Annotated in this window: 17 protein-coding genes; 12 read left to right on the plus strand and 5 right to left on the minus strand. The window is 62.1% G+C overall.

Going from position 1 to position 18143, the window contains the following annotated elements; genetic code table 11:
- Positions 1 to 73 precede the first annotated feature (73 nt).
- The 7 genes from J3P89_RS06750 to J3P89_RS06780 all read left to right on the plus strand — a co-directional run bounded on the left by J3P89_RS06750 (position 74) and on the right by J3P89_RS06780 (position 8543).
- The gene (locus tag J3P89_RS06750) at positions 74 to 796 is read left to right on the plus strand and encodes a response regulator transcription factor (protein WP_434697075.1); all 723 of its coding nucleotides are present in this window, start codon (positions 74 to 76) and stop codon (positions 794 to 796) included.
- Positions 783 to 2204, plus strand: a complete 1422-nt coding sequence (locus tag J3P89_RS06755) for a histidine kinase sensor domain-containing protein (RefSeq protein ID WP_434697076.1) — start codon at positions 783 to 785, stop codon at positions 2202 to 2204. Before J3P89_RS06750 ends, J3P89_RS06755 begins: the two co-directional genes overlap by 14 nt.
- A 184-nt stretch (positions 2205 to 2388) precedes the next feature.
- Entirely contained in the window at positions 2389 to 3291 is a 903-nt protein-coding gene (cysM, locus tag J3P89_RS06760) for a cysteine synthase CysM (RefSeq protein ID WP_305499413.1), read from the plus strand.
- The gene (gene rlmD, locus J3P89_RS06765) at positions 3291 to 4661 is read left to right on the plus strand and encodes a 23S rRNA (uracil(1939)-C(5))-methyltransferase RlmD (protein ID WP_434697077.1); all 1371 of its coding nucleotides are present in this window, start codon (positions 3291 to 3293) and stop codon (positions 4659 to 4661) included. The genes cysM and rlmD overlap by 1 nt, the downstream gene beginning before the upstream one ends.
- 101 nt (positions 4662 to 4762) lie before the next feature.
- Positions 4763 to 7009: a GTP diphosphokinase gene (gene relA, locus J3P89_RS06770; protein WP_434601575.1), complete on the plus strand. Its 2247-nt coding sequence runs from the start codon at positions 4763 to 4765 to the stop codon at positions 7007 to 7009.
- A gap of 134 nt (positions 7010 to 7143) precedes the next feature.
- Positions 7144 to 7977, plus strand: a complete 834-nt coding sequence (gene mazG, locus J3P89_RS06775; RefSeq protein ID WP_434697078.1) for a nucleoside triphosphate pyrophosphohydrolase — start codon at positions 7144 to 7146, stop codon at positions 7975 to 7977.
- A gap of 26 nt (positions 7978 to 8003) precedes the next feature.
- On the plus strand, positions 8004 to 8543 hold the full coding sequence (locus J3P89_RS06780) for a DUF2058 domain-containing protein (RefSeq protein WP_305499418.1): 540 nt from the start codon (positions 8004 to 8006) through the stop codon (positions 8541 to 8543).
- A gap of 135 nt (positions 8544 to 8678) precedes the next feature.
- On the opposite strand, the gene J3P89_RS06785 is transcribed toward J3P89_RS06780, so the two are convergent.
- The 4 genes from J3P89_RS06785 to purM form a co-directional block, all read right to left on the minus strand.
- Entirely contained in the window at positions 8679 to 8873 is a 195-nt protein-coding gene (locus J3P89_RS06785) for a hypothetical protein (protein WP_434697079.1), read from the minus strand.
- A gap of 360 nt (positions 8874 to 9233) precedes the next feature.
- Positions 9234 to 9947, minus strand: coding sequence for a DUF3108 domain-containing protein (locus J3P89_RS06790; RefSeq protein ID WP_305499421.1), 714 nt, complete (start codon positions 9945 to 9947; stop codon positions 9234 to 9236).
- 8 nt (positions 9948 to 9955) lie between these two features.
- On the minus strand, positions 9956 to 10606 hold the full coding sequence (purN, locus tag J3P89_RS06795) for a phosphoribosylglycinamide formyltransferase (RefSeq protein WP_434697080.1): 651 nt from the start codon (positions 10604 to 10606) through the stop codon (positions 9956 to 9958).
- Entirely contained in the window at positions 10606 to 11664 is a 1059-nt protein-coding gene (gene purM, locus J3P89_RS06800) for a phosphoribosylformylglycinamidine cyclo-ligase (RefSeq protein WP_434572426.1), read from the minus strand. The genes purN and purM overlap by 1 nt, the downstream gene beginning before the upstream one ends.
- A gap of 365 nt (positions 11665 to 12029) precedes the next feature.
- On the opposite strand from purM, the gene J3P89_RS06805 reads away from it, so the two are divergent.
- The 5 genes from J3P89_RS06805 (at position 12030) to J3P89_RS06825 (ending at position 16609) form a co-directional block, all read left to right on the plus strand.
- Positions 12030 to 13088 (plus strand): DUF2066 domain-containing protein, encoded by a 1059-nt coding sequence (locus J3P89_RS06805; RefSeq protein WP_434697081.1) that lies wholly within the window; start codon positions 12030 to 12032, stop codon positions 13086 to 13088.
- 32 nt (positions 13089 to 13120) lie between these two features.
- Entirely contained in the window at positions 13121 to 14194 is a 1074-nt protein-coding gene (locus tag J3P89_RS06810) for an AI-2E family transporter (protein ID WP_305499429.1), read from the plus strand.
- Positions 14195 to 14363: 169 nt separating this feature from the next.
- Positions 14364 to 15068: a DnaA regulatory inactivator Hda gene (gene hda, locus J3P89_RS06815; protein ID WP_003178999.1), complete on the plus strand. Its 705-nt coding sequence runs from the start codon at positions 14364 to 14366 to the stop codon at positions 15066 to 15068.
- Positions 15069 to 15282: 214 nt separating this feature from the next.
- Positions 15283 to 15909, plus strand: coding sequence for a C40 family peptidase (locus J3P89_RS06820; RefSeq protein ID WP_434572429.1), 627 nt, complete (start codon positions 15283 to 15285; stop codon positions 15907 to 15909).
- A gap of 166 nt (positions 15910 to 16075) precedes the next feature.
- Positions 16076 to 16609, plus strand: coding sequence for a C40 family peptidase (locus tag J3P89_RS06825; RefSeq protein ID WP_434572431.1), 534 nt, complete (start codon positions 16076 to 16078; stop codon positions 16607 to 16609).
- Positions 16610 to 16734: 125 nt separating this feature from the next.
- Here J3P89_RS06825 and J3P89_RS06830 read toward each other — a convergent pair whose 3' ends face one another.
- On the minus strand, positions 16735 to 18045 hold the full coding sequence (locus J3P89_RS06830) for a PQQ-dependent sugar dehydrogenase (protein WP_434697082.1): 1311 nt from the start codon (positions 18043 to 18045) through the stop codon (positions 16735 to 16737).
- Between the last annotated feature and the right edge of the window lie 98 nt (positions 18046 to 18143).

The following is an 18143-nucleotide window of genomic DNA, read 5'->3' on the forward strand; positions in this document are numbered from 1 at the left end:
GCGATACACGGCGGTTGCCTGTCGGGAGCCGATCTTGAATAATCGTCCAACTGAGAATTGTTTGCAGATACTGATGAATCCCATCCCCGCTGTGCCGCCGCGCATCCTTGCCATCGAAGACGACCCCGTGCTGGGTGCTTATGTCCATGAGCACCTGGCCCGCAACGGCTTCGAAGTGACCTGGTGCCAGAACGGCCAGGATGGCCTGGATATCGCCTGCCGGCAGGCTTTCGACGTGGTGCTGATGGACATCCTGCTGCCCGGGCTGGATGGCCTTGCAGTGCTGACCCGTTTGCGCCTGAGTCATTCGACCCCGGTGTTGCTGATGTCTGCCCTCGGCGCGGAAGCGGATCGCATCAGCGGCTTTCGCCTCGGCGCCGACGATTACCTGCCCAAACCGTTCAGCATGGCGGAGTTGCGTGTGCGCATCGAGGCCATCCTGCGCCGAGTGGCGCTGGATCGGCGCCCGGCTCAAATGATGACTCTGCCCCAGGCGCAGGACCTGGACTTTGATGAGCAGCGCAGCGATGTACAGGTCCAGGGCCAATGGGCAGGGCTGACGCGCAGCGAATACCGTTTGCTCGACGTCCTGCACCGCAGTGACAGTGAAGTCCTGAGCAAGGCCTTCCTCTATCAGCATGTGTTGCAGCGCGGCTATGCACCGCATGATCGCAGCCTGGACATGCATGTCAGCCAGATCCGCCGCAAGCTCAAGTCTATCGGCTACACCGCGCGGGAGCTGCGCACGGTGTGGGGCAAGGGCTACGTGTTGAGTGCCGTCGATGAAGTGGTCTGATCTGCCTGGGCGGCACTCGTTGTTCTGGAAACTGGCATGCCTGCTGGTGGCGTTCTGTCTGCTGATGATCTGGCTGAGCTGGTCCTGGGGCCGTTATATGGAGGAGCGCAACCAGTTTCTCTCGGACCAGGCCCGCGGCACCCTCACGCGTTACGCCGCCGAGGCCGAGCACGCCTGGCGTTCCGGCCGACAGGCGGGGGTGGACCGCTGGTTGCAAGGCATGCAGCCGCGCGAGGCAAGCTGGGTGGGGGTGATCGGCCCCGACCTGCAATCGTTGAGCGGGCAGCCGTTGACCGAGAAAGAGGTCGAGCGGCTGACCTTCCTCCGTGGCCTCGATTGGCCGATCCACAAGAAGGGGCGACCGTGGCTGCGGGTGCCGTTCCCCGGCGACCCGTCCGTCGGCAGCCTGGTGATCGAACTGCCCGAGCGTTTCCTGCCGGGGCAGTACCAGTTGTTCTGGCGTGTGATGACCAACGGCGTGATCCCCGGACTGTTCACCCTGTTGCTCTGTGTCGGGCTGTATCGCCTGCTGGTGGTGCCGCTCAATCAACTGCGCGAACAGGCCAATGCCTGGCGGGCCGATCAGTTGGGCGTGCGCCTGTCCAGCCGCACCACCGAGCGTGCCGACGAACTGGGTGAGCTGGGTCGGGCGTTCGATCACATGTCCGAGCGGTTGCAATCGACCGTCGCGCTGCAACAACAACTGCTCCGCGACCTGTCCCATGAGCTGCGCACACCGCTGAGTCGCCTGCAAGTCGCCAGCGACAGCGAGCAGGACCTGGACCAGTTGCGCGAGCGCGTCGCCCGGGAAGTCGAGGGCATGCAGCGACTGGTCGAGGACACCCTGCAACTGGCCTGGCTGGACACCGAACGCGCGCCGTTGGCGGTCGAGGCGATCCAGGTCCAGGCCTTGTGGGAAATGCTCACGGAAAATGCCTGTTACGAAAGCGGCTGGCCCAGCGCTCAACTGCAATGTGCGGTCGATGCCGATTGCTGGGTCCAAGGCAACCTCAATACCTTGGCGCAAGCTTTGGAAAACATCCTGCGCAACGCCATCCGTCACTCGCCGCCCGGCGGCGTGGTGCGGCTGGACGGTCGACGTGAGAGCGGTTTCTGGCTGCTGTGGCTTGAAGACGAAGGCGGTGGCGTGGCCGAGCAGGATCTTGAGCGTATCTTCGACCCGTTCACCCGTCTCGATGGCTCTCGCCCGGGAGACGGCGGTTTCGGGCTGGGGCTGAGCATTGCCCGTAATGCGCTGGCGCGCCAGGGTGGGCGGCTGTGGGCGCAGAACGGCAGGAAGGGCTTGCGGTTGAACCTGCGTCTGGTCGCCACTCAAGCAGCCACCGCCCCCGTGGCGAGGGAGCTTGCTCCCGCTGGGGCGCGCAGCGGCCCCCTGCAACCTGCCTGACACCACCAAACCCGAATTGGTGCGACTTCGTCACCCAGCGGGAGCAAGCTCCCTCGCCACGTGAATGCGTTTGGGCTGGAGCTGCTTATTCCCATAAGCCATAACCACCACACTTTGCGTGATATGGCCTCGCCGGGTTTGCCGGTATGATAGGCGCCCCCGCAGCCCGGATTGCGAATACGCCATGACTTTGCAGTACCCAACCATCGCCGATTGCGTCGGCAACACTCCGCTGGTTCGCTTGCAGCGCCTGCCTGGCGCGACCAGCAATACGCTTTTGCTCAAGCTCGAAGGCAACAACCCGGCGGGTTCGGTCAAGGACCGGCCGGCGCTGTCGATGATCACCCGTGGCGAATTGCGCGGGCAGATCCGCCCCGGCGACACGCTGATCGAGGCGACCTCCGGCAACACCGGCATCGCCCTGGCGATGGCGGCGGCGATCAAGGGCTACAAGATGATCCTGATCATGCCCGACAACTCCAGCGCCGAGCGCAAGGCGGCGATGACGGCCTATGGCGCCGAGCTGATCCTGGTGACCCAGGAAGAGGGCATGGAAGGTGCCCGTGATCTGGCCGAGCGCATGCAGGCCGAGGGCCGGGGCAAAGTGCTCGATCAGTTCGCCAACGGCGACAATCCAGAAGCCCACTACACCACCACCGGCCCGGAGATCTGGCGCCAGACCGACGGCACGATCAGCCATTTCGTCAGCTCGATGGGCACCACCGGCACCATCATGGGTACTTCTCGCTACCTGAAAGAACAGAACCCGAACGTGCAGATCATCGGCCTGCAACCGATGGAAGGCTCGGCCATCCCCGGCATTCGCCGCTGGCCCGAGGAATATCTGCCGAAGATCTACCAGGCCGATCGCGTGGATCGCATCATCGACATGGCCCAGAGCGAAGCCGAAGACGTGACCCGTCGCCTGGCCCGTGAAGAAGGTATTTTCTGCGGCGTGTCTTCGGGCGGTGCCGTGGCGGGCATGCTGCGTTTGTCGAAGGAAGTGGAAAATGCAGTGATCGTCGCGATCATCTGCGACCGTGGCGACCGTTACCTGTCGACCGGCATCTTCGACGCGCCCAACTGATGGCCAAACAAGAAAGAGGCTTGCGCTTCCAGCCCAGCGGCGGAAGCCGGGCCCCGCAAGTGCCCACCGGCAAGAAGCAGCGCCTGACCATTGAACGCCTGGCCAACGATGGCCGGGGCATTGCGTTTGTCGACGGGCGGACCTGGTTTGTCATCGGCGCCCTGGCGGGTGAAGAGGTCGAGGCGCGGGTGCTCGGTGCCCACGGCAAAGTGGTCGAGGCCCGCACCGAACGGGTGTTTTCCTCCAGCGAACTGCGTCGTGCAGCGCCCTGCGTGCATGCCGGTCGCTGCGGCGGTTGCAGCGTCCAGCATTTGCCCCATGGCGAACAGCTCGCCCTGAAACAGCGCATGCTCGCCGAGCAACTGTCGCGGGTGGCGGGTGTCGAGCCGGATGAGTGGGCCGCGCCGTTGAGCGGGCCGGAATTCGGCTACCGTCGTCGCGCCCGGGTGGCGGTGCGCTGGGACCAGAAAGCGAAAAAGCTTGAAGTGGGTTTCCGTGCCGTCGGCAGCCAGGACATCGTAGCCATTGGCGAATGTCCGGTGCTGGTACAGCCCTTGCAGCCGATCATGAGCCGCTTGCCGGAAATGCTTCGTCGTTTGGGTAAACCTCAGGCTTTGGGCCATGTCGAGTTGTTCGCCGGCTCGTCCCTGGCGTTATTGCTGCGGCACATGGTGCCGTTGTCGGAAGCCGACCTGACGATCCTCAAGGATTTCTGCGCGTTCCACCAAGCCCAATTGTGGCTGCATGGCGAAGGCGAGCCGCAACCGGTCGATCCGGGGCAGGCCCTGGGTTATCGCCTGGAAACCTGGGACCTGGAGCTGGCTTACCGGCCGGGGGATTTCATCCAGGTGAACGCCGCCGTCAACGAGGCGATGGTCGCCCAGGCGCTGCAATGGCTGGCGCCTCGACCCGATGAGCGAGTGCTGGACCTGTTCTGTGGCCTGGGCAACTTCGCCTTGCCGCTGGCCAGGCAGGTGCGCGAGGTGGTGGCGGTGGAGGGTGTGCAGACCATGGTCGAGCGCGCGGCGGCGAACGCCCTCAGCAACAATTTGCATAACACTGCCTTTTTTCAGGCCGATTTATCCCAGCCTTTAGCGGGTGCCGAGTGGATCGGCGAAGGCTTTTCTGCGGTACTCTTGGACCCACCCCGTGATGGTGCTTTCGAGGTGGTGCGCAAGCTGGCCTCGCTGGGTGCCAGGCGGCTGGTTTATGTGTCGTGCAACCCGGCAACTTTGGCCCGGGACACGGTCGAATTGATCAAGCAGGGCTACCGGTTAAAACGTGCCGGGATTCTCGATATGTTTCCTCAGACGGCGCATGTCGAGGCCATGGCGTTATTTGAAGCGAGCCAGGATGGCTTGTCCGACTGACCCGTTCGTGCCGACCCGCCACAGCCCTGGGCGGAAACACGGGCAACGAAGGTCAGCGATGTGGACGCATTGAATCTGCGTCATAGGGAAGGTAAGTAAAGATGGTACAGGTGAGAGCACACCAGCCGATCAACACCGACGGCAGTATCAATCTCGAGGCTTGGCTCGATCACGCGGTCAGTATCGATCCGGCACTGGATCGCGAAGCCTTGAAGCAAGCCTGCGAGTTCGCTCGCGAGGCAGAACAGCAACACAACGCGGCGAAGAACCTGTGGTCCGAAGGCACCTCGAGTTTCCAGACGGGCCTTGAGATCGCCGAAATCCTCGCCGACCTCAAGCTCGACCAGGACTCGCTGGTCGCCGCGGTGCTGTACCGCGGCGTGCGTGAAGGGCAGATCCAGCTGCCGATGGTCAACCAGCGTTTCGGCACCGTGGTCGCCAAGCTGATCGACGGCGTTCTGCGCATGGCGGCCATCAGCGCCAGCCTCAGCCCGCGCCAGTCCATGGTCCTGGGCACCCAGGGCCAGGTGGAAAACCTGCGCAAGATGCTCGTGGCCATGGTCGACGACGTGCGTGTCGCGCTGATCAAGCTGGCCGAGCGCACCTGCGCGATCCGCGCCGTGAAATCCGCCGACGATGAAAAGCGCAACCGTGTCGCCCGTGAGGTGTTCGACATCTACGCGCCGCTGGCCCACCGTCTCGGTATTGGTCACATCAAATGGGAGCTGGAGGACTTGTCCTTCCGCTACCTGGAGCCTGACCAGTACAAGCAGATCGCCAAGCTGTTGCATGAACGACGGCTGGATCGCGAGCGCTTCATCACCGATGTCATGACTCAGTTGCGTGAGGAATTGCAGGCCACCGGCGTAGAAGCCGATATAAGTGGCCGGGCCAAGCACATCTATTCGATCTGGCGCAAAATGCAGCGCAAAGGCCTCGAATTCAGCCAGATCTACGACGTTCGCGCCGTGCGCGTGCTGGTTCCGGAAATGCGCGATTGCTACACCGCGCTGGGGATCGTCCATACCTTGTGGCGGCACATTCCCAAGGAATTCGACGACTACATCGCCAACCCGAAGGAAAACGGCTACCGCTCCCTGCACACCGCGGTCATCGGCCCGGAAGGCAAGGTGCTGGAGGTGCAGATCCGCACCCATGCCATGCACGAAGAAGCCGAGCTGGGGGTTTGTGCCCACTGGAAATACAAGGGCACCGACGTCAAGTCCGGGTCCAACCATTACGAAGAGAAAATCTCCTGGCTGCGCCAGGTGCTGGAATGGCACGAGGAACTGGGTGACATCGGCGGCCTGGCGGAACAGCTGCGGGTCGACATCGAGCCGGACCGGGTCTACATCTTCACTCCCGACGGCCACGCCATCGACTTGCCCAAGGGCTCGACGCCGCTGGACTTCGCCTACCGGGTGCACACCGAGATCGGTCACAACTGCCGTGGCGCCAAGATCAACGGGCGGATCGTGCCGCTCAACTACAGCCTGCAGACCGGCGAGCAGGTCGAAATCATCACCAGCAAGCACGGCACGCCGAGCCGCGACTGGCTGAACCCGAACCTGGGCTACATCACCACTTCGCGGGCGCGGGCGAAAATCGTCCATTGGTTCAAGTTGCAGGCCCGTGACCAGAACGTCGCCGCCGGCAAGACCCTGCTCGAGCGCGAGCTGAGTCGCCTGGGCCTGCCGCAGGTGGATTTCGACAAGCTGGCTGAAAAAGCCAACATGAAGACCGCCGAGGACATGTTCGCCGCCCTTGGCGCCGGCGACCTGCGCCTGGCGCAACTGGTCAACCTCGCCCAGCAACTGGTTGAGCCGGAACGCGGCAACGAGCAACTGGAACTGATCCCGCGCAAGGCCACCGGCTACAAGCCCGGCAAGCGCGGCGACATCCAGATCCAGGGCGTGGGCAACCTGATGACCCAGATGGCGGGCTGCTGCCAGCCGCTGCCGGGGGATGCGATCGTCGGCTACATCACACAGGGCCGTGGCGTGAGCATTCACCGCCAGGATTGCGCCTCGGTGCTGCAACTGGCCGGTCGCGAACCGGAGCGGATCATCCAGGTCAGTTGGGGCCCGGTGCCGGTGCTCACCTACCCGGTGGACATCATCATCCGCGCCTACGACCGTTCCGGCCTGCTGCGTGACGTGTCCCAGGTGCTGCTCAACGAGCGGATCAACGTGCTGGCGGTCAACACCCGCTCGAACAAGGAGGACAACACCGCGCTGATGTCCCTGACCATCGAGATTCCGGGGCTGGATGCACTGGGGCGGTTGCTGGGGCGGATTTCCCAGTTGCCGAACATCATCGAGACCCGGCGTAATCGGACACCGGGCTAAAGGTCAGGCACAGTCCAAAAGTGTGGGAGCGAGCCTGCTCGCGAAGGCGGTGTGTCAGCTGGTATGTTTTGACTGATGTACCGCTTTCGCGAGCAGGCTCGCTCCCACAGGGATTTTTTGTGGTGGGATGATTGATGTACAGCCTCGAAGACCTGCTCCACCTGATGAACCGCTTGCGCGACCCGCAATACGGCTGCCCGTGGGACATCAGGCAAACCTACGCAACCATCGTCCCTCACACCCTGGAGGAAGCCTACGAAGTGGCCGACGCCATCGAGCGCGGCGACTTCGATCACCTTCAAGGTGAATTGGGCGATTTACTGTTCCAGGTGGTGTATTACAGCCAGCTGGCCCGGGAAGAAAACCGTTTCGAATTCGCCGGCGTGGTCGATAGCATCACCCGCAAGCTGATTCGCCGCCATCCCCATGTGTTTCCCACCGGTGACCTTTACGCAGCCGTGGATACCCCGCGCCTGAGCGAAGAGCAGGTCAAGCAGCGTTGGGAGGAAATCAAGGCAGAGGAGCGCGCCGAGAAGGCCTCGGTGCCCGAGCAGTTGTCACTGCTTGATGATGTATCGGCGGCATTGCCGGCCTTGTCGCGGTCGGCGAAGTTGCAGAAGCGCGCCGGTCAGGTCGGTTTCGATTGGCCGGGACCGCTGCCGGTGCTCGATAAGGTCCGTGAAGAGCTCGACGAAGTGCTCGAAGCCATGGCGGACAATGACACCGCGGCCATCAGCGACGAAGTGGGTGACCTGCTGTTCAGCGTGGTGAACCTGGCTCGACACTTGAAAGTCGACCCCGAAACGGCCCTGCGTGGCGCCAATGCAAAGTTTGAAAGACGTTTCCGATTTATCGAACAGGCATTGCGCGAGACCCACCGTCCCATGGAAGATTGCACCCTCGAAGAGTTGGACGCCTTGTGGGGCGAAGCCAAACGTCAGGAAAAGAATTTGCCCAGCTGTGGCTGAGGCCGTTGCCTAAGTGAGTAAGCACCATGAGCCTTTCCCTTCGCGACCAGTTGCTCAAAGCAGGGCTGGTCAACCAAAAGCAGGCCAAGCAGGTCGGCAAAGAGAAACAGAAGCAGCAACGCCTGGCCCACAAAGGCCAGGTCGAACTGGACGACTCCCAGCAGCGTGCGGCCCAGGAAGCCATGGCCGAGAAGGTCAAGCGCGACCAGGAGCTCAACCGCCAGCAGCAGGAAAAGGCCGAGCAGAAGGCCCGTGCCGCGCAGATCAAGCAATTGATCGAGGTGTCGCGCCTGCCGAAGCTGACCACCGATGACTACTACAACTTCGTCGACGACAAGAAGGTCAAGCGCATCTCGGTCAATGCGCTGATGCGTAACAAGCTGAGCAGCGGTTCCCTGGCGATCGTCCATCATGCCGGGAGCTATGAAGTGATCCCGCGCGAAGCGGCGCTGAAGATCCAGGAACGCGACCCCAAGCGCATCGTCCAGCTCAACACCCAGACCGAAGAAGTGGATGCCGATGATCCGTACGCGGCGTATCAGATTCCTGATGATTTGATGTGGTAAGCGGGGCAGCAAGCTAAACGCAAAACCTAGTGTGGGAGCGGGCTTGCTCGCGAAAGCGGTGGATCAGTCGACATAATCGTTACCTGACACTCCGCCTTCGCGAGCAAGCCCGCTCCCACAGGTGTTTTGTGTGGTTCAGGATTCTACGGTCTCACGCAAACGCTGCCGCTCCTCACGTTCCAGCTCGGCCTTGTAGTTATGAGCGTCCGTCTCGGAATGGAACATGCCCACCAGCAGATCCTGTTGATGCACATCCCAGATCCGGATCCCGGCGGCAATACCTTCGTGGGACATGTGGGCATCGTCGCGTTCAGTTACTTTCACAGTCATCTTGCAAGCTCCAATCTCTGTTATCTGCAGCAAGGCGTGTGCAGGGTTTTGTTATAGATTTGGATAGCGAGCTAAGTAAATGGCCGGGGCGATTAAGAAGTTTTCATGAAGCGCGCAGCCCTCGTGCAGGCCAGGCAGGGCGCGGCGTTTGGTCGCAGGTGGCGTTCATGAAGAAAATTTCATGTCGTCAAGCGGACGCCTAACCCTGTGGGAGCGAGCCTGCTCGCGAAAGCGTCGGATCAGCCGGTAAGGATGTTGACTGACACACCGCTTTCGCGAGCAGGCTCGCTCCCACAGTGAACCTGAAATCCTCGCATTAAAAAGCCCCGCATCTGCGGGGCTTTTTGCATTCGGAGTTGATCAGCTGCCTTTCACAGCCTTGCCGTTGACCGTACCGTCCTGCAGCATGATGTTGTACTCCTTGCCGTCGGTCTCGACTTGCTGCAGGCGTACCAGCAGGTAATCCCAGTCCTTGGCGAACCAGAGCACGGTGATGCGCTTGCTTTGTGTCGGGTCGCGCACGCGCTCGACCTTGATGGCGTCGATCTGGCCGGCCTTGGTGTCGACTTTTTCCGAACCAAGCACGCGGAAGTCATAGGTATCGATTTCACCGTCATCGACGACCTGATAACTCATGCTTTTCTTACCGGCCGCCACGTCGTGCTGCAGGGCCAGTTGGTACGTGGATTTGTCGACCATGCCGCGGTTCAATGGCAGCTTGACCGCGTCACCGCGATCGGTGCCGGTGACCATCTTGGCGTTCCAGTCGAAGTCCAGGTCTGCTTTCTTGGCTTTACCCAGGCCGCCGCGCTCGAAGTGATAGGACTGCGGCAGCAGGGTGTCCTTGTCCAGGGTCAGGGTGCTTTCTTCGGTCAGGCTGGCGATCATCATCGATGCCTTGAAGCTCAGCTTCCAGGTGCCGTTGGCCTCCTTGGTCAGGCTGCGCTCGGCGGTGCCGCTCATGGGCAGCTGTTTCCAGTCGGCGGTATAGCTGGCGGAGAACGGTTGAAGGTCTGCGGCCTGTGCCAGGGGCAGGGCAAGCAGAGCGCAAGCGAAGAGCAGGGCGCGACGCATAAAATCTCCTAGTATCGAATCAAATGGCCGCTGGCGGCGAGCAACTGGCCGTCCAGTGAGGCTCCGCGATCGTCGAGTGTCAGCCGGCCTTCGGCAAACCAACGCACGGCCATCGGGTAGATCTGGTGTTCGCGGGCGTGGACCCGTTGCGCCAGGCTTTGCGGCGTGTCGTGCAACTCTACCGGTATTACTGCCTGTACGACCAGTGGTCCGCCATCGAGTTCCTCGGTGACAAAGTGAACCGAGCAGCCATGCTCCGTGTCACCGGCCTCCAGCGCACGCTGGTGAGTGTGTAACCCTTTGTATTTGGGCAGCAGCGACGGATGGATATTGAACAGGCGGCCCTGGTAGTGACGCACAAAACCGGCGCTGAGGATGCGCATGAAACCGGCCAGGACCACCAGTTGCGGATTGAAGGCGTCGATCTGTTCGATCAGCGCGGCATCGAAGGCCTCGCGGCCGTCGAACGCCTGGTGATCGAGGACGCGGGTATCGATACCCGCCTCCTTGGCACGTTGCAGGCCGTAGGCATCGGCGCGGTTGGAAATCACCGCGCGGACCCGGACCGGGCTGTCGCCGGTCCGTGTACTGTCGATCAGGGCCTGCAGGTTACTGCCGGTGCCGGACAACAGCACCACGACGTCACAGGTTGCGGACATCAGTGTGCCTTGAGGTTTTTCAGCTCGACCTGTGCGGCGCCTTCGGCCGCGGTGGCGATCTGGCCGATGACCCAAGGCTGCTCGCCCGCGTCGCGCAGGACGTTCAGCGCGGTTTCGACGTGCTCCTGGGCCACGCAGATGACCATGCCCACGCCGCAGTTCAGCACGCGGTGCATTTCGGTTTCATCGACGTTGCCTTTTTCCTGCAGCCAGTCGAACACCGCCGGGCGGGTCCAGCTCGCCACGTCGACCACGGCCTGGGCGCCTTTTGGCAGCACGCGCGGGATGTTGTCCAGCAGACCGCCGCCAGTGATGTGGGCCATGGCCTTGACGGCGCCGGTGTCCTTGATCAGCTTGAGCAGGGGCTTGACGTAGATGCGCGTCGGGGCCATCAGCAGGTCGGCGAGTGGCTGGCCGTCGAGCTGGGTGTTCTCGATATCGGCGCCCGAGACTTCGATGATCTTGCGGATCAGCGAGTAGCCGTTGGAGTGCGGGCCGGAAGATGGCAGGGCGAGCAGGGCGTCGCCGGCGGCGACTTTCGAACCGTCGATGATCTCGGCCTTTTCCACGACGCCGACGCAGAAACCGGCCAGGTCGTAGTCTTCGCCTTCGTACATGCCTGGCATTTCAGCGGTTTCGCCGCCGACCAGGGAGCAGCCGGACAATTCACAGCCGGCGCCGATGCCGGTCACGACCTGGGCGGCGGTGTCGACGTTGAGTTTGCCGGTGGCGTAGTAGTCGAGGAAGAACAGTGGTTCGGCGCCGCAGACCACCAGGTCATTCACGCACATGGCCACCAGGTCGATGCCGATGCTGTCGTGCTTGTTCAGGTTCAAGGCCAGGCGCAACTTGGTGCCGACGCCGTCGGTACCCGAGACCAGGACCGGTTGCTTGTAGCCGGCCGGGATCTCGCAGAGGGCGCCGAAACCGCCCAGGCCGCCCATGACTTCCGGGCGCGCGGTGCGCTTGGCGACGCTCTTGATGCGTTCGACCAATGCTTCACCGGCGTCGATGTCTACACCGGCGTCCTTGTAGCTCAGGGAGGGTTGCTTGCTCATGATCCAGGCCTTTAAAGGGGGGATTTCTGGGTAACGACCGATCGCCGGGGCCATTGAATAACCGTTGTACGAATTATTCCGGGAGCCCAGCCATTGCCGGTCTGCGAAGGCGCGCGATTTTATCAGGCTTGTGGACCAGCGGCCATCCTCGCGCCGACGGGCAGGGACATATCCGCCAAAAAAAACCGTTATTTCTTGTATTGGTACTGGGCGACGCGTCTGTATAAGGTGTAGCGGTAAGCGGCTATGGTTATGACAGTAGAAAACTGCGCCGGGTGGTGAATGTTTTCCCCGGTGCCGTGGTCACAGCCATGCTCAATCTTCTCCACACGGCCGGTGCCAGCCGTTATGTCCGGGAATCTTCCATGCGTCTTTTCAAATTCTTGTCCATGGGCTGCCTGTCGCTGATCAGCCTGGCGAGCCATGCCGAAACCCTCAATAACCTTTATCAGGTGCGTGAGCCGGTCAGCAGCCAGGCGCCGGATGAGCGTAACCAGGCAACGTTGCGAGCGTTGGACACCCTGGTGCTGCGCCTGACCGGCGACGCCAAGGCCGCGCAGAACTCCGGCCTGGCGGCGATCCGCAAGGACCCGCAGCAGATCATTCTGCAGTACGGCTACGAGGCCGGTCCTCCGGAAAGCCTGCAGGTGGACTTCGATCCCGCCAGCACCGACCGGGCATTGCGTTCGGCGGGGCTGCCGCTCTGGGGCGCGAATCGTCCATCTATTCTAGGCTGGTGGCTGAATGACTCGGCAGAAGGCTCCAGCCTGGTCGGCGATGGCCAGGCCAGCGCCACGCCTCTGCGCCGCGCGGCCCAGCACCGGGGCTTGCCGTTGCACTTGCCGTTGGCGGACTTGAGTGAGCAGATTGTCGCCACCGCGCCGACGTTGCAAGGCAACGACCCGGCGCCGTTGCGTGAGGCGTCGGACCGGTATGGCTCGGATGCCTTGCTGGCAGTCCATGCCAAGGAGGAGGGTGGCCAGTGGCAGGCCACCTGGCGCCTGTGGCTGGGCGACCAGCGCGAACAGGGCAGCGCCCAGGGCGCCGATCCCGCTGCGCTGGCCGATGCCGTGATGTTGGCGGTGAGCCAGCGCCTGGCGCCGCGTTTCGTGGCCAGGCCGGGCGTGGCGACCGAGCAGTTGCTGGAAGTCCAAGGTATGAATCTTGAGCGTTACGCGGCGTTGGGGCGCCTGCTCGAACCGTTCGCTGGCCAGGTGCAGCGGGTCGAGGGCGACATGATCGTCTACAAGGTCAACGGCAGCGCCGAGCAATTGAAGGCACAACTGGCCCTGGCCAAACTGCAGGAATTGCCGCCGGGTGAAGCCGTCGCGCAAGCGCCTGCGGCGCAGCCGGCCGCCGACGGAACGGTTCCCGTCGCGACACCGACACCGTCGCCGGCGGCTAACTTGCGATTCCGCTGGTAGTTTTCTTTCTTTTATAGGGGCAGGAGTGGTTCATGGGCGATACGCGGCGTTGGTTCTGGTTGGGTGGGGTCGCCCTGCTGATTGCATTTATCTACTTGCTTCACCCGATCCTCACGCCGTTCCTGGTTGCGCTGTTACTGGCCTATCTGTTCGATCCGGTGGTGGATCGCCTGGAAAAACTCGGACTGTCCCGGACCTGGGGCGTGGTGGCGGTGTTCGCGTTGTTTACCTTGATCGTCAGCGCTCTGCTGCTGGTGCTGATACCCATGCTGGCCAAGCAACTGGTGCGCCTGTACGAGCTGGCCCCGCAGATGCTCGATTGGCTGCAGCACACCGCAGTGCCCTGGGTGCAATCGAAGCTGGGCCTGTCGGACGGCTTCTGGAAGTTCGACAAGGTCAAGGCCGCCATCAGTGAGCACATGGGGCAGACCACCGATATCGTCGGCGTGGTATTGAGCCAGGCCACGGCTTCGAGCCTGGCGCTGATCGGCTGGCTGGCGAACCTGGTGCTGATTCCCGTGGTGGCCTTTTATCTGCTGCGCGATTGGGACCTGATGATGGCGAAGATCCGCAGCCTGCTGCCGCGTCATCGCGAAGAACGCATCATGACGCTGACTGGCGAATGCCACGAAGTGCTGGGGGCGTTTGTCAGGGGGCAGTTGCTGGTCATGGTCGCGTTGGGTTTCATCTACGCGGCGGGGCTGATGCTGGTAGGGTTGGAGCTGGGCCTGTTGATCGGCCTGATCGCCGGGTTGGCGGCCATCGTGCCCTACATGGGGTTTGTTATAGGGATTGGCGCGGCGTTGATCGCCGGGCTGTTCCAGTTTGGCGGCGACCTGTATCCCATGGTCGGCATCGTCGCGGTGTTCATGGTCGGGCAGGCGCTGGAGGGCATGGTGCTGACGCCGTTGCTGGTGGGAGATCGTATCGGCTTGCACCCGGTGGCGGTGATCTTCGCGATCCTGGCGGGTGGCGAGTTGTTCGGCTTCACCGGGATCCTGCTGGCGCTGCCGGTGGCGGCGGTGATCATGGTGCTGGTGCGTCATATGCACGATCTGTACAAGGATTCCGACATATATAGCGGCGCAGAGGACCCCGACCTCTAGGGCAAATGGCAGGCGCGGCGTCAGGGAAACTGACGCTCCGTGCCCTTGCTGCTGCAAACCTTTGATTTTGCTCGTGGTCCGGCGCATTGTGCGGTCCGCGCCACGGGTATAAACTTTGCAAACTTTACACAGAGGCCACTAATGGTTCCCTTGGAACCGTTCAGTCAGCATGAAACCGATTCAGCTGCCCCTTGGTGTGCGTCTGCGTGACGACGCCACCTTCATCAATTACTACCCAGGCGCCAATGCCGCTGCACTCGGCTATGTCGAGCGGCTTTGCGAAGCCGACGCCGGCTGGACCGAGAGCCTGATCTATCTGTGGGGCAAGGACGGGGTAGGGCGCACGCATCTGTTACAGGCGGCGTGCTTGCGCTTCGAGCAGTTGGGTGAGCCTGCCGTGTACCTGCCACTGGCCGAGCTGCTGGATCGCGGCGTGGAAATCCTCGACAACCTGGAGCAGTACGAACTGGTCTGTCTGGATGATCTCCAGGCAGTGGCCGGCAAGGCCGATTGGGAAGAGGCGTTGTTCCATCTGTTCAACCGGTTGCGCGACAGTGGCCGGCGCCTGTTGATTGCCGCATCGACCTCGCCACGGGAGTTGCCAGTGAAGCTGGCCGACTTGAAATCCCGCCTGACCCTGGCGCTGATCTTCCAGATGCGCCCGCTTTCCGACGAAGACAAGCTTCGCGCGTTGCAATTGCGTGCATCTCGACGCGGCCTGCACCTGACCGACGAGGTCGGGCATTTCATCCTCACCCGTGGCACCCGCAGCATGAGCGCGCTGTTCGAACTGCTCGAACGTCTCGACCAGGCCTCACTCCAGGCCCAGCGCAAGCTGACCATTCCTTTTTTGAAAGAAACTTTAGGCTGGTAAAACGGTCGCGAGATGATGGCTTAAAGCCTCTTCTTGACCCGACGAAGCCCGCGGTTTTACTGGGCTGGAGGCCTGCAAGCCGCTCAATACGGGCTTAAGCGCTTAGATGTAAACGAGAAATCAAGAAGTCACATTTGCATCGATTGAATTTGCAAATGAGGTTGATAGAAGGCATAGTCTCGCCATCTTTACTACCTCAGCCACGGTCGTGCCCATGCTAAATCGCTTCGCACCCCTCGTGCCTCTCGCACTCGTTACCCTGTTGTTCGGTTGCGCTGCCCACTCCCCAGTGACCCAGCAAGCGCCCCAACCACAGGTGAATAACACCGTTACCGCCCAGTCTTCCGCCGTTGCGTTCCAGGAAGAAATGGCCTCCGACAAAGAGCTGGCAGACTTCGCCGGCAGCAAGCCTTATCAGCTTCCAGTGCTGGCAGACAGCATCCTGGAGCGCGGCATGTCGTTGATCGGCACACGTTATCGTTTTGGCGGGACCTCCGAAGCCGGCTTCGACTGCAGCGGCTTCATCGGCTACCTGTTTCGCGAAGAAGCGGGTATGACCCTGCCGCGTTCCACGCGTGAAATGATCAACGTGAAGGCCCCGCTGGTCGCTCGCAACCAGCTCGAACCCGGTGACCTGCTGTTCTTCAGCACCAACGGTCGTCGCGGTCGCGTCAGCCACGCCGGTATCTACCTGGGCGACAACCAGTTCATCCACTCCAGCAGCCGCCGTAGCGGTGGGGTGCGAATCGACAGCCTGGGCGACAGCTACTGGAGCAAGACCTTCATCGAAGCCAAGCGTGCCCTCGCCATGGCACCGACTGTAGTGACGGCTCGCAAGTAAACGCACAGTTTGTAGGGCAAACTTAAAGTCTTACTTGAAGTTTGGCCCATAGCCGCTAGAATCCATGATCATTGATTGATGGCAATCCGCCTGCGTACTACGCGGGCGGACTTGTTTCCATCTCCACGGCAGAAATAGCCGCATCCAGATCAGGATTGTTGTGCCTATGTCGACGTCGGCCCGCCTCGCTCTCATGTTTCTTGCTGCACTGCTCAGCGCGTGCGCCAGTCGCACCCCGCCTCCCGCGCCAGTGCGGGCCCCGGTGGTGTTCGCACCTTCCCAGACTTTTTCTCCCGCCGCCGAAGACGTGCTGTTCCGGGCTTTGGGCCTGGTGGGCACGCCTTATCGCTGGGGCGGCAACACGCCGGATTCAGGTTTTGATTGCAGTGGCTTGATTGGCTATGTGTACCGTGACGCCGCCGGCATCTCGCTGCCACGTTCCACGCGCGAAATGATCAGCATGCGCGCGCCGGAAGTCGGCAAGGATGCGTTGCAGAGCGGCGATCTGGTGTTCTTTGCCACCAATGGCGGCTCTCAGGTCAGCCATGCCGGAATCTATGTCGGGGAGGGGCGCTTCGTCCATGCGCCGGCCACGGGCGGGACGGTCAAGCTCGACAGCCTGTCAAAGGCCTATTGGCAGAAAGCCTACCTGGGCGCCAAGCGCGTACTGCAGCCGGATCATCTGGCGCGTAATCCCTGATTTCTGCCGGGTAGGCTCTTGTGGCGAGGGAGCTTGCTCCCGCTGGGCTGCGCAGCAGCCCCAAGCTTTTAGCGGTCGCTACGCAACCGAGCGGGAGCAAGCTCCCTCGCCACGGGTTTTCAGCTCTAGTTTTTTGACACCCGCCAGATTTTGTTCCCGACATCATCCGCCACCAACAACCCGCCCTGCTTGTCGATCACCACGCCCACCGGCCGGCCCTGGGCTTTTTCGTCTGCATTGAGGAAACCGGTCAACACATCTACTGGTTGCCCGACCGGTTTGCCGCCGCTGAACGGAACAAAAATCACTTTGTAGCCACTGTGGGGCTTGCGGTTCCAGGAACCGTGTTGCCCGATGAAAGCCCCTTCGGTGAACGGCGCGGGCAATTTGCTGCCCTCGGCGAAGCTCAGCCCCAGGGAGGCGGTGTGCGGGCCCACCGCATAGTCGGGGGCGATGGCCTTGGCCACCAGCTCGGGGTTTTGCGGCTCGACCCGGACATCGATGTTCTGCCCGTAATAACTGTAAGGCCAGCCATAGAAGCCGCCATCCTTCACCGACGTGATGTAGTCCGGCACCAGGTCGCTGCCGATCTCGTCCCGTTCGTTGACCGCCGTCCACAACGCACCGCTGCGTGGCTCCCACGCCAGGCCATTGGGATTGCGCAGGCCCGCGGCGAAGATGCGATGAGTGCCTGTGGCCCGGTCGACTTCCCAGATCGCCGCCCGGCCTTCTTCCGCTTCCATGCCGTTCTCGCCAACGTTGCTGTTCGAACCGGTGGTCACATACAGCTTGCTGCCGTCCCGGCTGGCGATGACGTTTTTAGTCCAGTGGTGGTTCAAAGTGCCACCCGGCAAGTCGACCACCTTGGTTGGCTGTGCCTTGATCTGTGTGTCGCCTTCCTTGTATGGGAAGCGGATCAACCGGTCGGTGTCGGCCACGTACAGGTCATTGCCGACGAGGGTCATGCCGAACGGCGAATTGAGGTTCTCCAGGAAAATCGTCCGGGTCTCGGCGACGCCATCGTGATTGGCGTCTCGCAGCAGGGTGATGCGGTTGGGGCTGGGCACGCCGGCACCGGCCCGGCCCATGACTTTTTTCATGACCCAGCCACGAATGCCCTGGGTATCGTCGGGCTTGGGCGGGGCGTTGGTTTCGGCCACCAGTACATCGCCAATGGGCAGTACGTAAAGCCAGCGCGGATGATCCAGCCCTTCGGCAAACGCGACTACCTGCAGGCCTTGGGCCGGGGTTGGCTTGGCGCCGTCCGGCCAGCCGACCGCTTCGGCGATATTCACCGTGGGAATCAGGGTCTTGTTCGGTTCGGGCAGTTTCGGCGACGGGCCGGTGCCGTCGGAAACCTGCAATGTGGAAGACTCGCCACACGCGACAAGCCCCGTAGCCAGGGCAATGATTAACAGATGAGGTGGCTTGAGCATGCGGGCTTCCCTATGAGTGCATGTGGTTATTCATAGAGGAGCGTAGACGTGGGATGGTTCAACGGTGAGGATAATGCCCCTCCAGACAGACGAGTTTC

It is taken from the genome of Pseudomonas sp. Z1-14 (assembly GCF_051132005.1).
Lineage (GTDB): Bacteria > Pseudomonadota > Gammaproteobacteria > Pseudomonadales > Pseudomonadaceae > Aquipseudomonas.

Excerpts from the sequence above, each read along its gene's own strand:
- J3P89_RS06750 (WP_434697075.1), top strand. The coding sequence starts at position 74 with ATGAATCCCATCCCCGCTGTGCCGCCGCGCATCCTTGCCATCGAAGAC.
- J3P89_RS06755 (WP_434697076.1), top strand. The coding sequence starts at position 783 with ATGAAGTGGTCTGATCTGCCTGGGCGGCACTCGTTGTTCTGGAAACTG.
- cysM (WP_305499413.1), top strand. The coding sequence starts at position 2,389 with ATGACTTTGCAGTACCCAACCATCGCCGATTGCGTCGGCAACACTCCG.
- rlmD (WP_434697077.1), top strand. The coding sequence starts at position 3,291 with ATGGCCAAACAAGAAAGAGGCTTGCGCTTCCAGCCCAGCGGCGGAAGC.
- relA (WP_434601575.1), top strand. The coding sequence starts at position 4,763 with ATGGTACAGGTGAGAGCACACCAGCCGATCAACACCGACGGCAGTATC.
- mazG (WP_434697078.1), top strand. The coding sequence starts at position 7,144 with ATGTACAGCCTCGAAGACCTGCTCCACCTGATGAACCGCTTGCGCGAC.
- J3P89_RS06780 (WP_305499418.1), top strand. The coding sequence starts at position 8,004 with ATGAGCCTTTCCCTTCGCGACCAGTTGCTCAAAGCAGGGCTGGTCAAC.
- J3P89_RS06785 (WP_434697079.1), bottom strand. The coding sequence starts at position 8,873 with ATGACTGTGAAAGTAACTGAACGCGACGATGCCCACATGTCCCACGAA.
- J3P89_RS06790 (WP_305499421.1), bottom strand. The coding sequence starts at position 9,947 with ATGCGTCGCGCCCTGCTCTTCGCTTGCGCTCTGCTTGCCCTGCCCCTG.
- purN (WP_434697080.1), bottom strand. The coding sequence starts at position 10,606 with ATGTCCGCAACCTGTGACGTCGTGGTGCTGTTGTCCGGCACCGGCAGT.
- purM (WP_434572426.1), bottom strand. The coding sequence starts at position 11,664 with ATGAGCAAGCAACCCTCCCTGAGCTACAAGGACGCCGGTGTAGACATC.
- J3P89_RS06805 (WP_434697081.1), top strand. The coding sequence starts at position 12,030 with ATGCGTCTTTTCAAATTCTTGTCCATGGGCTGCCTGTCGCTGATCAGC.
- J3P89_RS06810 (WP_305499429.1), top strand. The coding sequence starts at position 13,121 with ATGGGCGATACGCGGCGTTGGTTCTGGTTGGGTGGGGTCGCCCTGCTG.
- hda (WP_003178999.1), top strand. The coding sequence starts at position 14,364 with ATGAAACCGATTCAGCTGCCCCTTGGTGTGCGTCTGCGTGACGACGCC.
- J3P89_RS06820 (WP_434572429.1), top strand. The coding sequence starts at position 15,283 with ATGCTAAATCGCTTCGCACCCCTCGTGCCTCTCGCACTCGTTACCCTG.
- J3P89_RS06825 (WP_434572431.1), top strand. The coding sequence starts at position 16,076 with ATGTCGACGTCGGCCCGCCTCGCTCTCATGTTTCTTGCTGCACTGCTC.
- J3P89_RS06830 (WP_434697082.1), bottom strand. The coding sequence starts at position 18,045 with ATGCTCAAGCCACCTCATCTGTTAATCATTGCCCTGGCTACGGGGCTT.